Here is a 13136-nt window from a genome sequence, read left to right as displayed (position 1 = left end):
TCCTAACTGTTCGCCTTTAAAAATTCTTTAGCAAGCTTTGAATATGCTCTTGCTCCTTTTGAAAATCTGTCATATTCAAAAATACTTACTCCAAAACTCGGAGCTTCGGCAAGTCTTACGTTTCTTGGGATTGTAGTTTTATATACAATTTCTCCAAAAAATCCTCTTACCTCATCGCTCACTTGAACCGACAAATTTGTTCTGCTGTCATACATACAAAGTATAACACCCTCTATTTTTAAATTGCGATTGAAATTTTCTTTTACAAATGTGATAGTATTCATAAGCTGCCCAACACCTTCAAGTGCATAATATTCAGTTTGTACCGGAATAAGTATACTATCTGATGCAACAAGAGCCATCATGGAAAGTATTCCAAGTGATGGGGGAGAGTCTATTATTATAAAATCATAATCCTCTTTGATCTTATCTAAAATATTTTTTAAAGTGTATTGCCAATTTTCTCTATTTGAAAGCTCAATTTCAACTCCTGCAAGTTCAGAACTTGAAGCAATTAAACTTAAATTTTTAATTGATGTAGGCACTATTACATCCACACTTTCATTTATTAGCAAATCATACACATTTTTAGTGATTTCCTGATGTTCAATTCCACTTGTAGCATTAGCTTGAGGATCCATGTCAACCACTAAAATTTTCTTTTTTTGTTTTGCAAGTGCTGCAGAAAGATTTATAACAGTCGTTGTCTTTCCAACTCCACCTTTTTGATTAAAAATTGTTATAACTTTTGCCATGGTACCTCCTAATTTATTTTTATTAATATAATTATACTACATATTATAATTTTCTTCTTTATAAAAAATTATAATATTTGATTTTTTATAAAAATTATTTTAAATCTTTTAAATTTAAAATAATTTTTTAAATGCCTAAATTTAGCCCGTATAATATAAAATGCTCCACGTGGAGCATTTTATATTGGCTGTTTTCATTTTTGTGCTATTATTGAAATATTTTTTCCTTTCTCGTTAAACTCCAATATTTTAAAACCTGCAATCTCTAAAAAGTTTGTGATCTCTTTTGAACTGTATACTTTCATTTCAATAATTTTTTCCCAGAAACTATTTTCATCAGATTCATTCATTTCATTTACAATTAAGAATTTACCGTTAGGCTTTAAGATTCTTCTTACTTCTTTAAAATTTTCTATGGGATTTGGCCAGAAATATATTGTTTCAAATGCCGATGCTATTTCAAAACTTTCATCATCAAACGGGAGTTTCTCTACACTTGCATGAAATACTTTTGTTCTTCCGCTTTCAACCGCTTTTTTATTTAACTGAGATGATGCTTTAACGCTCGCTTCAGAATAATCAACTCCGTATACATTTGCATCTGTTCTTGCAAGAAAATTTTCTATATTTTTTCCGCCTCCACATCCTATATCCAATATATTATCCGTTTTTTCAATTTTTAAAAAAGATATTCCCCAAAGTGCTAACTTGTTATGTCCCTTATTCATTCCATTTAACATAAATCTTCCCCAAAAATTATCTTTCGGTTTTCTCGTATTGTCAAAAAATGACCTTAGCATCTAAATCACCTCTTAAAGATAGAATACATTAAAAAATAAACTTGTTTTTCTAAAATTTATCTGTAATATACTATCTTATTTTGTCAAAAATTATTTTCTTCACATAATCTTCAACAGTTAAAATATTTTTCTTAGCTTCTTCAGATAGTTTTTTATAGTCATTCTTCTCAAGCTTTACTGTAATTTCAATCTCTCCATATTCATTTTTTAATATGTCTATTATTTGTTCTCTATTATTTTCTATAAACTCTATATCATAAGTTGAAGGAACCGCTTCAATTTTTATGCCTTCTTCTTTTGTGTCCGGATTTACTCCAAGTTTTATACCAAGCCTTAACTTTAATTCTTCAACTATTTTTATAAGTCTTTCTCTTTCCATAGTTCCTCCAAATTTAAAATTATATGGCTTATTTCAGCCATTATATAAAAGAATGCTCCACGTGGAGCATTCAAATTTTATCTTATCGGGTTGTTTTTAGGTTTGCCTCCGGCTCTTGGATATTTTTTCGGAGTTTCTTTTATCTTCTCAATGACTATGAGGTAGTGCGTAATTTCTGACGGAAGTTTTATTTGAATTACTTCTTTTAATTTTCCTCCCAATATCTCAATAGCTGTTTTTGAATTTTTAAGCTCTTCTTCATATTCAGGCCCTTTCATTGCAATGAAATGTCCTCCAACTTTTACAAACGGAAGATCATATTCAAGCAATGTAGTTAAATTTGCAACTGCTCTTGATACTGCAATATCATAACACTCTCTATGAGTATCTTTTCTTCCGAATTCTTCAGCTCTGCCATGCAATGTATAAATATCTTTTAATTTTAATCTTTCAATCACATCATTTAAAAACAGAAGTCTTTTATTTAATGAATCAAATAATGTTATATTTAAATCTTCATTGTAAATTTTAAGAACAATTCCCGGAAATCCTGCTCCTGTTCCAATATCTATAACAGATTTACTTCCATCAAAGTAATTTGTTTTAAACAGAGAAAGGGAATCTAAAAAATGTTTTATATTTACTTCATCTTCTTCTGTTATTGCAGTAAGGTTCATTTTATCATTCCATGACAGCAAAAGTTCTCTATATTTTTCAAGCTTTTCTAAACAATCTGTTTTTAATCCAAATTCTTCAATTCGATTTTTTAAATTCATTTCATTCTCCTAAGCTGTTCTAAATAAATTAACAGAACATTTATATCAGCAGGGGAAACTCCTGTAATTCTTGAAGCTTGTCCTATTGACTCAGGCTTTATAAGTGAAAGTTTTTCTCTGGCTTCAAGTCTTAATCCGTCAATTTTTGAATAATCTAAATTAATGTCAAGCTTTCTGCTTTCAAGTTTTTTAAATTGATTAATTTGAATTTGTTGTTTCTTGATATAGCCTTCATATTTTATTTCAATTTCAACTTCTTCTATTATATCATCTCTAATTTGAACTCTTTCTTTATCAAATATATTTACAAGTTTATAATTAAGTTCCGGTCTTCTAATTAATTCTGCTAAACTGACTGTGTTTTTTAAAGGTACAGATCCAAGTTCTTCAAGTATTCTATTATTTTCCTCTGTAGGATTTACTTTAATTTCTCTAAGTCTCTCTAATTCTTTTTCGATATTTTCTTTTCGATATACATATCTGTCATATTTATCCTGTTTAACAAGTCCAATATCATATCCCTTTTGAGTAAGTCTTAAATCTGCATTATCCTGTCTTAAAGTAAGTCTATATTCAGCTCTTGCAGTCATCATTCTATATGGTTCTCTTGTTCCCTTTGTAACTAAATCATCAATAAGAACTCCGATATACGCTTCTGAACGATTTAATATTAAAGGTTCTTTTCCCTGAACCTTCAGCGCCGCATTTATACCTGCGATAAGTCCCTGACCTGCCGCCTCTTCATACCCGGACGAACCGTTAATTTGCCCTGCAAAAAACATTCCGTCAATTTCCATGTGTTCCAAAGAACGTTTTAAAATTGTCGCATCTATTGCATCATATTCTATCGCATAGGCCGATCTCATAATTCTACAATTTTCAAGTCCTTTTATTTTGTGATAAAGCTCAAGCTGAATCTCTTCAGGTAGGGAAGAGGAAACTCCCTGAACATACATCTCATCTGTTGTAAGTCCTTCAGGTTCAATAAACACTTGATGAGCATTCTTGTCGCTAAATCTCATTACTTTATCTTCTATTGACGGACAATATCTTGGTCCTACTCCCTCTATATCTCCAAGATATAAAGCAGATCTGTTTATATTTTTTTTAATCAATTCATGACATTCTTCTGTTGTATATGTTAAATAACAAACTTCCTGCTGAGTATTCATATCCTTATCTATGTTATCGAAGGAAAACGGAACAACCTTTTCATCTCCGTATTGTACTTCCATATTTGAAAAATCAATAGAAGATCTCAGCACTCTTGCAGGAGTTCCTGTCTTTAATCTCATTAAGTTAAGTCCTTCTTTTTCAAGAGAACTTGAAAGTTCATTTGCAGGTTGAAATCCTTGTGGACCTGAAGCATAATTTACTTCTCCCATATAAACTCTTCCCTTAAGATATGTTCCTGTTGCAATTACAACTGTCTTTGTATTATAAATTGCACCTGTTTTTGTAATTACAGCTTTGACACTTTTATTTTCAATTACTATTTCAGTAGCCTCAGCTTCTCTTAAATACAAATTTTCCTGATTTTCAATAACTCTTTTCATGCTGTCATGATATGCTCTCTTATCAGCCTGTGCTCTTAGGGAATGTACTGCCGGACCTTTAGATGTATTTAACATTCTCGATTGAATAAAAGTTCTGTCTATATTTCGTGCCATTTCTCCACCAAGTGCATCAATCTCACGAACTAAGTGTCCTTTTCCCGTTCCTCCAACATTTGGATTGCAACTCATTGCTGCAATAGAGTCCAAATTTATACAAAGAAGCGCTGTCTTTTGTCCAATTCTTGCAGCGGCAAGAGCAGCTTCACAACCGGCATGACCTGCACCAATTACTACAACATCAAATTCTCCGGCAATATATTGTCTTATTTCTGCCATAAATACCTACTTTCCTATACAAAATTCACTAAATACTTTGTCGAGAACATCTTCCGTAGAGGTTTCTCCTGTAATTTCTCCAAGACTTGAAAGAACATCCTCCAAATTAACTTCCAATAAATCAAGAAACATTTCATTTTCAATGTCATTTAGAACGTATTCCATAGACTCTTTTGCAGCCTTTAATGCTCTAATATGTCTTAAATTATTTACATACAGCGTAGAATTTTCTTTTATCTCCCCATCAAAGAACATTTCTTTGATTTTCTCTTCTATTCTAAGAATTTCTCCTTCACCAACAACAGATATATCAAGATAATCTCTATCTTTAACTAAATCTTCTATATCATCTTTACTTACTTTTTTATCTAAATCAGATTTATTTAATAAAATAATACTTTTCTTATTTTCTATCAGTCTTATTATTTCATAGTCGTCATTATCAAATGGTCTTGAAGTATCAAAAATTGCAATTATCAAATCACTTCCGTCTATTGACTTCTTTGCAAGGTCAACTCCTATTCTTTCAACCGTATCATCAGTATCTCTTATTCCGGCGGTATCTGTAATCTTTAAGAGTATTCCGTCTAAATTTACAAAATCCGTTATTACATCTCTTGTTGTTCCGGGAATATCTGTTACTATCGCACGTTCATCTCTCAGAAGTCCATTTAACAACGAACTTTTACCGACATTCGGTTTACCGAGTATTACAGTATTAATTCCATCTCTTAAAAGCTTACCTCTGTTTGAATTTTTAATTAACTCATCTAAGCTTTCAACTACATGTACCGCATCTTCTCTAAGTGAGCTGTATGTCGCCTCAACAATTTCATCTTCAGGAAAATCTATATTTGCGACAATTAATGCCGTCATTTTCATAACACGCTCTCTTATATCGGCAATTCTTCCTGATAAAGAACCCTCAAGTTGTCTTAAACTCATGTTATATGAAATATCCGACTTACTTTTTATTATATCTATTACCGCCTCAGCTTGTGCTAAATCAAGTCTGCCATTCAAAAACGCCCTCTTTGTAAACTCACCCGGCTCTGCAAGTCTTGCTCCTCTGTCCAAAGTCAAATCTAAAATTCTTCTAACTGAAATTATTCCTCCATGACAATAAATTTCAACAACATTTTCTCTGGTATAAGTATGCGGCATTAACATCTTCACAATTAAAACTTCATCTATTAACTTATCATTATCATATATATGTCCGTAGACCATAGTCCTGTTATCACTTTCTATAAGTGTTTTAGATCCCATGGGGACAAAAATAGAATTTGCAATTTCTATTGAATTCTCTCCGCTCATTCTTACTATGCCTATTCCCGCTTCGCCTGTAGCTGTAGAAATTGCAGATATTGTATCTGTTATCATAAAATCACCATCTTTCACTTCAAACTATTATAATATACTAAAATCAAGTAATTTTCCATAGTTGGATACGATTTTTAAAAAGTTTTTTCAAAAAAATAGTGGATAAACAACTTATATTAAAAAATAAGTAAATTTATCCGCTCATGCTTTAAATCTATTCACAAAAATTAATCCGATTTTTCAATATTTAGTTCTCTTTCGCAATATTCATAAGAGAATTTTTTAAATTTTCTTCTATCGCAGCAAGTTCAATTGAAGCTAAGTCTCTCTTTTTCCTTCCTTCAATTTGTATCCTTCTAACTTCAGTAAGAGCCTCTATAAGTTTTTCATTAGTATTTTTAATTGTATCTATATCTACAATTCCTCTTTCAGATGCACAAGCTGTTTCAATAGTACTCATCTTCAACTTTTCAGCATTCTTGCGAAGTAAATCATTTGTAAAATCGGTTACCTCTTTTTGAGTCTTTGCGGCTTGCATAGAATGAGCCGCTCCAAGTCCAAGAACCATTTGAGATTTCCAAAGAGGTATTGTATTTACTATCGTAGATTGAATTTTTTCAACCATAACAGTATTTGACGACTGAACCATTCTGATTTGAGGTGCCATTTGTAAACTAATCATCTTTGTAAGCTCAAGATCATGAATTTTCTTTTCAAATCTGCTAATCATATTTTCATAATCATTTACACGTTGTGCATCTACCGGAAGGTTTGAAACTTTTGCATTCTCTTCAAGTTTAGGAAGTTCAATATTTCTTGCCATAGAAAGTTTTTTCTTTCCGGCTTCAACATACATGGAAAGTTCTTTAAAATAGTCTCTGTTTAAATCATACATTTGATCTAAAGTTGCAATATCTTTTAAAAGTTGAAGCTGATGATCTTCAAGTGCCTTTTTAATTAACTCTACATTAGTTTCAACCTTTGAATATTTTGTTTTTAGAGCAGCCGTCTTGTTTACGGTCTTTTTAAAAAATGCAGTTAGCCCCTTTGATTCTTCATCTACATCAAAATTCTTAAGCTCTGTTACAACTCCTGTGAGTAAATCTCCAACCTCTTCCAAATCTTTTGTTTTTACCTTATCCAAAGTTTTTTCAGAAAAGCTTGCTATTTTACTTTGAGCACCCGCTCCGTATTGAAGAACTAAATTCGAATTTGTTATGTCAATCTTCTGTGCAAATTCGTCAATTTGTCTTTCCTCCTCCTCGGATAATATCAGCTCTTTTTTATCTTCAAGCTCACTTAACTTTTCAATTTCCTTAGAAGTTTCTTCCTCCACATTCTCATAATCTAAAACAAGTTCAATTTTATTTTCATTATTTTTCATAGCCTACTCCTCATTTAAAGTCGTCATTAAGCAGTCCTTCTTGCTTAAGCATAGTCTTTAAAACGGATATGTCCGTCTTTATGTCAATTACATTATCTTCATACATATTATTTAACAGCTTTTTAAAAGATTCTATTATAATATCAAGCGATTCCTCAATTTCATTCATTGCAATTCTCGTATTTTCAAGTTCTGAAACATTAGATTGAAGAGATTTATATTCTCCCAAAAGCTTTAAAGTAGTCGGCAAATAATAAACCATAAATTTATCAATAGAACTTTTATCCTCAGGATTATTTTTTACATCCTCAAATATTTTTTGAACAATGAGCAAAAGCTCTTTTACCTTAGTCTTTACAGGTTCTTTAAGAGAATTTTCATAACTTATAAGCTGAGCTATGCATTCATTTTCAACATTTGCACTCTCCATTTCAGGTTTTGATTCATAATTTAAAGAGTACTGTTTATATTCATCATAAGTTTTCTTATCAAGTATAAAAATCGATTCATTTTCCACAAGTCTGCCCTGTTTAAAATAATCTTTTTTAACAAATTCTTTCAAATCGCTTACTACAAGATCCTTACTTTCATTTACGGCAAATGTCAAGTCCGAAATAGTTACAACAGTTGACGAACCAAATTCTCTTAAATATTTTTTAAATCTCACCATCTTCTCATAAGTATTTTTTGACTTTTTAATACCGAAAAAACTTCCTATAAGTACCGGAACCATATAAAAAAATACAATTTTTGCATCTGCATCACTTAAAGCAATCGGAATAAAAATCAAACTTAAAACTATGTGAAGTCCGAATAAAAACTTCCAAAACCTCAAATTACCTAAAGCCTTTTTCTCCTCTTTAGGTTTTTGCTCAACAAGAGCGGCATTTTCAACAGGTTTTAACATAGCACCTGCAGCATTGTTTCTGTTTTTTCTATTTTTATTTATAGCCGATGAAATTTCATCAAGCGTAAAATTAAAAGTATCGGAAATCACATTTTTAATCTTTTCAAAATCTTTACTCTCTATAAAATTGTTAATAGCATTTAAAGAATCATCATATATATTTTTCTTATCCATAAATTTCTCCTCAATAATATAATATTATGATTCTGACTATTTTTAAAGCATTATTTTTATATAAGCACAAAATAAGTAAACTATTTTAATTTTTATATAAGTTAATATTAAAATCGTCATATTTTACTTTTATTCTTATTTGTAAAATAAAAGAAGTATATCCCATAAGATATACTTCTCTATTTTAATATTTTCTTTCTTTTTGAATTACTACTTTTCTAAACGGATCCTTACCTTCCGAATGGGTAATTACTCCTTCATAATCTTGCAATGCTTCGTGAATTATCTTACGTTCCGATGCATTCATAGGCTCAAGTCTTACCGAACGATTTGTCTTTAAAACTTTTGTCGCCATTTTAGCTGCAAGTTCTCTTAAAGTAGCTTCTCTCTTTTTTCTGTACCCGCTTGAATCAACAATAACTCTAATATATTCATCAGAATTTTTATTAATTATAAGACTGAGCAAATATTGAATTGAATCAAGAGTTACACCTCTTTTTCCAATCACAATTCCAAGTTTTTGCTCATCTCCAAGCACATCAACCCTTAAAATATTTTCTTCTCTTTCAACTGAAAGATCATAGTCAATTGAAAGTGAGTTCATTATTTTATTCATAAATTCTCTTGCAATTTCTTCAGCTGATTTGTTTGAAACATTAGTATTTTCTTTTTCAATTTCAGTTTCAATTTTTACTTCAACTACTGTTTCTTCAACTGTCTCTTCTACAATTAATTTATCTTCAATTTCATCCTTTACAGGCTTTTTTTGGCTCTTCTCTGTACTTTCACTGAATATTTCTCTTAGTATGTCTTTAGTATCTTCAATTTTTGATACCTTAACTGTGGCATCTTTTGAACCTATAAGACCTAAAAATCCCTTTGAAGGTTCTTCTATTATTTCTATTTTTGCATCTTCTCTCTTAATATTCAGTTCATTTAGAGCCTGACTTACGGCTTCTTCTACAGTCTTAGCTGTCTTAATTACATAATTCATTTAACTTCCTCCGCCACACTTCCGGCTATAATGCGGTTTGTAATAAGCTGTTGAACTATTGCAAAAACATTACTTACTGTCCAATATAGTACAAGTCCTGATTGAAATTTTCTTGCCATTGTAAAAATCATAATAGGCATTACAATCATCATACTTGTCATCATAGAATTGGACTGTTTATTTTGCATAGTTTTTTGTGCAGGATTCTGGTTTGACACAAAAGACGTTAAAAATGTTGTTATAGCAGCTATTATACCTAAAATCATTGTAGGGTCTTTTTCTTGTAAATTTGCAATGTAAAAGAAATTTTTACTCATTGCATCAAACATTGCTTTATCAGTAAAAGCATACTTTGCCGGTTCCCAAAAGACTCTATAAAATGCAATTAACACTACAAATTGAAGTATCATAGGTAAACAACCTGATAACATATTATAGTTTGCCTCCTTGTAAAGCTGTTGTTGCTTTACTGCAAGTGTCTTCGGATCATTTTGGTATTTCTTTTTCAGCTTTTCTATCTCAGGTTGAAGTTCCGCCATCTTTTTTTGATTTTTAATCATTGAAATATTGATGGGGACTACCAAAAGCTTAATTATAATAGTTGAAATTATAATTGAGAGAGCAAAAAAAGAAATATTCTTAGGTTCACTTGGAAAAATTGAAACTAATCCATCATAGATTAATTTTAAAAACATTCCCAAAACTCTACTTATAGCACTCATTATGCCTCCTATTTCTTAAGGAAGAGGATCGTATCCGCCTTTATGGAATGGATGGCATTTTAAAATTCTCCTAATACTCAAATAGGTTCCCTTAAAAAATCCATACTTCTCATAGGCCATATAGGAATATTGCGAACAAGTGGGATAAAATCTACAATGTGCTCCCACAAAAACATATTTGGAAATAACTTTTTGATAAAATTTTATAAAAAGCATCATAACATACTTCATAACATCACCTTAACTTCTTGGACAAATGTATAAAAGATTTTTCAAGCTCCTTATAACTCAAATCTACACAAGTTTTTTTAACTACAAATACATAGTCATAACCTTCAGGTAAAATATCAAAATTAAGTCTATATATTTCTCTGAGTCGTCTCTTTATTTTATTTCTAATCACTGCATTACCTATTTTTTTAGTAATTGTAAAACCGACTCTCTTATTATCCAAACCGTTTTTCTTAAAAAAAACAGTTAAATTCTTATTTCCATTAATATTTCGTTTCGCATAAACCCTTTGAAAATCAATATTCTTTTTTAAATAACAATCCTTTATTTTCCTCATAGTTATGCTGAAAGAATTTTTCTGCCCTTTCTTCTTCTGGCTTTGATTACATTTCTACCTGCTCTGGTTCTCATTCTTGCTCTGAAACCATGTTCTCTTTTTCTTTGCTTATTTTTTGGTTGAAAAGTTCTCTTCATCTACAACTCCTCCTTTCTTTGCAATATTTAATTATACAGTTACAATGGCTTTATTGTCAAGCAAACTTACAATTTTTAAATTTTCTGTTCTTAAAAAAAGATAATACAAACTTATTTTTCAAACAAAATATATTAACTTTAAAATTTTTATATTATAATAAATTTAGAATTTATTTTTAATAATATGAGGATTATAATACTATGTTTTTATGTTTAGTAAGCAGCTTTATTTTTATATTTATAATTTATATCTTCCTAAAATTAAAAAATACATCATTTAAAAATATCATTAAAAATAAAAAGATACTCTTTTTAATGAGTATATTACTTATTTTTATAATATTGAGTGAAATATATGTAGTTATTGGAAAAATTAAGGCAAAAAATCTCATGTGGGACTATTTATATGAAAATAATTATACTCAAGAACAAATTGAAACTATAAATGTAAAACATTCTTTTATTAACAGAATTTTATCTTATCCTGAATGGCGAATTAAAGTTATATATAAAAATAACTATTTTCATGTCTATAGGATGAAAAACGGAAAAATTTATGAATAAAAAGCCTACTGAAAAGTAGGTTTTAATTTTGTTGATAAGTATGTATTTTTTTGTTAAAATATATGTTGATAATATAATTTTGTTGTGAATAAAAATATGGACTGTTTATAAATTGAGTTGTTCACAATTTATTTTTAAATTGTTAATAAACTCTATTTTTTATCGTATTTTTCTTAAATTTATAGTTTTTATCATTTAACTTATTCACAATAAAGTATAAATTTTTTGTATTATTTTTAATTATCAACAGTTTATTAACAATTGTTGATAAACTTATACATAAAATATAATTAACATTAAAATTTGTTTATAGGAGGAAATTATGGATTCAAATCTTTCTAATATATGGAATGATGTAATGAATAAATTACGACAACAATCTATGTCTACTGTATCATTTGATACATGGTTTAAAGATATGAATTTAAAAAAAATTGATGAAGAAAAAAAGATTTTTTATGTAACTGTTCCTATAAGATTTATAAGGGAAAGGCTTGCAAATAATCAATCTCAACTTAAATTTATAAAAAAATGTATAAAGGAAGTTACAGGATGTGAGTATGATCCTGTAATACTTACTGAGGATGAAGATGAAATTATACCTCTTAGAAAAAAAGACACTTTGTTGCCTGAAACAAGATTAAATCCAAAATACATATTTGAAAATTTTGTTGTTGGAAAAAGTAATGAATTTGCTCATGCAGCTGCTCTTGCAGTTGCGGAAAACTATCTTGATCCTTCAGATGCTCATTCAAATCCTCTTTTTATATATGGAGGAGTAGGTCTTGGAAAAACACATCTCATGCAGGCAATAGGACACTTTGTACATCAACAGGATCCTAATAAAAAAATATTATATGTAACAAGCGAACAGTTTACAAATGAACTTATAAATTCAATTCAAACCAACAAGAATGAACATTTTAGAAATAAATACAGAAAAGTTGACTTGCTTTTAATAGATGATATTCAATTTATAGCTGATAAAGACAGAACTCAAGAAGAATTTTTTCATACATTTAATGAACTTCATGAATCAAATAAACAAATTGTACTGACATCGGATAAACCTCCAAAGGATATAAAATCTCTTGAGGAAAGGCTTATCTCAAGATTTGCATGGGGGCTTGTTGTTGACATAGGAACTCCCGATCTTGAAACACGTATTGCAATTCTTCGTTCCAAGGCTGATTCCGAAGGATTTAATGTACCTGACAACATAATAAATTTCATAGCTCAAAATGTAAAAAGCAATATTAGAGAGCTTGAAGGTGCTCTTTCAAGAATTATGGCTTATTCAAAACTTACAGTGGGTGAAATGACAGAACAAACTGCAGCCATAGTTTTAAGAGATATTTATAATACAAAGAAAAAGAAAGTAATTACTTCCAAACTTATAAAAGAAGTTGTTGCAAAAAACTTCAGAATAACAATTGAAGATATAGATTCTAAAAAAAGAACTCGAAACATTGCATATCCTCGACAGATAGCAATGTATATTACAAGAGATTTAACGGAATTATCGCTTCCTAAAATTGGAGAAGAATTTGGAGGAAGAGATCATTCTACTGTAATTCACGCTTATAATAAAATAGAAAGTGATATGGCATCAGATACTTCTCTAAGAATAAAAATAAGCAATTTAATAAAAGAAATTAAAAGTTAATTGTTGATTAATTTTAATTTAACTATAAGTTATTAACAATTTTATTAATAAATATAATCTCTTAATATACAGTTAAAATATATTTATCAACAAAT

15 protein-coding genes are annotated in these 13136 nt (G+C 29.6%); 2 read left to right on the top strand and 13 right to left on the bottom strand.

Annotation, left to right across the window (positions count from 1 at the left end; genetic code table 11):
• Window positions 1-2 precede the first annotated feature (2 nt).
• The 13 genes from M915_RS06455 to rpmH all read right to left on the bottom strand — a co-directional run bounded on the left by M915_RS06455 (window position 3) and on the right by rpmH (window position 10811).
• Window positions 3-755: a ParA family protein gene (locus tag M915_RS06455; protein ID WP_009221639.1), complete on the bottom strand. Its 753-nt coding sequence runs from the start codon at window positions 753-755 to the stop codon at window positions 3-5.
• A gap of 194 nt (window positions 756-949) precedes the next feature.
• Entirely contained in the window at window positions 950-1555 is a 606-nt protein-coding gene (locus tag M915_RS06450; protein WP_009221638.1) for a class I SAM-dependent methyltransferase, read from the bottom strand.
• A gap of 70 nt (window positions 1556-1625) precedes the next feature.
• A complete protein-coding gene (locus M915_RS06445; RefSeq protein ID WP_009221637.1) occupies window positions 1626-1934 on the bottom strand; it encodes a hypothetical protein in 309 nt (102 codons plus the stop codon).
• Between the two features lie 77 nt (window positions 1935-2011).
• A complete protein-coding gene (gene rsmG, locus M915_RS06440; RefSeq protein WP_036730451.1) occupies window positions 2012-2710 on the bottom strand; it encodes a 16S rRNA (guanine(527)-N(7))-methyltransferase RsmG in 699 nt (232 codons plus the stop codon).
• Window positions 2707-4602 carry a tRNA uridine-5-carboxymethylaminomethyl(34) synthesis enzyme MnmG gene (mnmG, locus tag M915_RS06435; protein WP_036730450.1) on the bottom strand — a complete coding sequence of 632 codons (1896 nt, stop codon included), beginning with the start codon at window positions 4600-4602 and terminating at the stop codon, window positions 2707-2709. The genes rsmG and mnmG overlap by 4 nt, the downstream gene beginning before the upstream one ends.
• Before the next feature lie 6 nt (window positions 4603-4608).
• Entirely contained in the window at window positions 4609-5982 is a 1374-nt protein-coding gene (gene mnmE / locus M915_RS06430; protein WP_200860598.1) for a tRNA uridine-5-carboxymethylaminomethyl(34) synthesis GTPase MnmE, read from the bottom strand.
• Window positions 5983-6172: 190 nt separating this feature from the next.
• Complete coding sequence (locus M915_RS06425; protein ID WP_036730448.1) at window positions 6173-7309, bottom strand: toxic anion resistance protein; 1137 nt, start codon at window positions 7307-7309, stop codon at window positions 6173-6175.
• A 10-nt stretch (window positions 7310-7319) separates the two neighbouring features.
• Window positions 7320-8390 carry a 5-bromo-4-chloroindolyl phosphate hydrolysis family protein gene (locus tag M915_RS06420; protein ID WP_036730446.1) on the bottom strand — a complete coding sequence of 357 codons (1071 nt, stop codon included), beginning with the start codon at window positions 8388-8390 and terminating at the stop codon, window positions 7320-7322.
• Window positions 8391-8574: 184 nt separating this feature from the next.
• Entirely contained in the window at window positions 8575-9384 is an 810-nt protein-coding gene (gene jag, locus M915_RS06415; RefSeq protein WP_009221631.1) for an RNA-binding cell elongation regulator Jag/EloR, read from the bottom strand.
• Complete coding sequence (locus tag M915_RS06410) at window positions 9381-10106, bottom strand: YidC/Oxa1 family membrane protein insertase (protein WP_036730444.1); 726 nt, start codon at window positions 10104-10106, stop codon at window positions 9381-9383. Before M915_RS06410 ends, jag begins: the two co-directional genes overlap by 4 nt.
• 15 nt (window positions 10107-10121) lie before the next feature.
• Window positions 10122-10337 carry a membrane protein insertion efficiency factor YidD gene (gene yidD, locus M915_RS06405; RefSeq protein WP_009221629.1) on the bottom strand — a complete coding sequence of 72 codons (216 nt, stop codon included), beginning with the start codon at window positions 10335-10337 and terminating at the stop codon, window positions 10122-10124.
• 4 nt (window positions 10338-10341) lie between these two features.
• Entirely contained in the window at window positions 10342-10674 is a 333-nt protein-coding gene (rnpA, locus tag M915_RS06400) for a ribonuclease P protein component (protein WP_009221628.1), read from the bottom strand.
• 2 nt (window positions 10675-10676) lie between these two features.
• On the bottom strand, window positions 10677-10811 hold the full coding sequence (gene rpmH / locus M915_RS06395; protein WP_009221627.1) for a 50S ribosomal protein L34: 135 nt from the start codon (window positions 10809-10811) through the stop codon (window positions 10677-10679).
• A gap of 201 nt (window positions 10812-11012) precedes the next feature.
• Here rpmH and M915_RS06390 point away from each other — a divergent pair, with 201 nt between their 5' ends.
• Entirely contained in the window at window positions 11013-11375 is a 363-nt protein-coding gene (locus M915_RS06390; RefSeq protein ID WP_009221626.1) for a hypothetical protein, read from the top strand.
• Window positions 11376-11697: 322 nt separating this feature from the next.
• The gene (dnaA, locus tag M915_RS06385) at window positions 11698-13041 is read left to right on the top strand and encodes a chromosomal replication initiator protein DnaA (protein WP_009221625.1); all 1344 of its coding nucleotides are present in this window, start codon (window positions 11698-11700) and stop codon (window positions 13039-13041) included.
• Window positions 13042-13136 lie beyond the last annotated feature (95 nt).

Source organism: Peptoniphilus mikwangii, from assembly GCF_000468535.1.
In the GTDB taxonomy this organism is placed as follows: Bacteria; Bacillota; Clostridia; order Tissierellales; family Peptoniphilaceae; genus Anaerosphaera; species Anaerosphaera mikwangii.
Note: the sequence above shows the minus strand (reverse complement) of the source record. Positions and strands in the feature narration are given on the sequence as shown.

Bases quoted from the DNA above. Each gene is read 5' to 3' on its own strand.
- M915_RS06455 (WP_009221639.1), bottom strand. From the start codon at position 755: ATGGCAAAAGTTATAACAATTTTTAATCAAAAAGGTGGAGTTGGAAAG.
- M915_RS06450 (WP_009221638.1), bottom strand. From the start codon at position 1,555: ATGCTAAGGTCATTTTTTGACAATACGAGAAAACCGAAAGATAATTTT.
- M915_RS06445 (WP_009221637.1), bottom strand. From the start codon at position 1,934: ATGGAAAGAGAAAGACTTATAAAAATAGTTGAAGAATTAAAGTTAAGG.
- rsmG (WP_036730451.1), bottom strand. From the start codon at position 2,710: ATGAATTTAAAAAATCGAATTGAAGAATTTGGATTAAAAACAGATTGT.
- mnmG (WP_036730450.1), bottom strand. From the start codon at position 4,602: ATGGCAGAAATAAGACAATATATTGCCGGAGAATTTGATGTTGTAGTA.
- M915_RS06425 (WP_036730448.1), bottom strand. From the start codon at position 7,309: ATGAAAAATAATGAAAATAAAATTGAACTTGTTTTAGATTATGAGAAT.
- M915_RS06420 (WP_036730446.1), bottom strand. From the start codon at position 8,390: ATGGATAAGAAAAATATATATGATGATTCTTTAAATGCTATTAACAAT.
- jag (WP_009221631.1), bottom strand. From the start codon at position 9,384: ATGAATTATGTAATTAAGACAGCTAAGACTGTAGAAGAAGCCGTAAGT.
- M915_RS06410 (WP_036730444.1), bottom strand. From the start codon at position 10,106: ATGAGTGCTATAAGTAGAGTTTTGGGAATGTTTTTAAAATTAATCTAT.
- yidD (WP_009221629.1), bottom strand. From the start codon at position 10,337: ATGAAGTATGTTATGATGCTTTTTATAAAATTTTATCAAAAAGTTATT.
- rnpA (WP_009221628.1), bottom strand. From the start codon at position 10,674: ATGAGGAAAATAAAGGATTGTTATTTAAAAAAGAATATTGATTTTCAA.
- rpmH (WP_009221627.1), bottom strand. From the start codon at position 10,811: ATGAAGAGAACTTTTCAACCAAAAAATAAGCAAAGAAAAAGAGAACAT.
- M915_RS06390 (WP_009221626.1), top strand. From the start codon at position 11,013: ATGTTTTTATGTTTAGTAAGCAGCTTTATTTTTATATTTATAATTTAT.
- dnaA (WP_009221625.1), top strand. From the start codon at position 11,698: ATGGATTCAAATCTTTCTAATATATGGAATGATGTAATGAATAAATTA.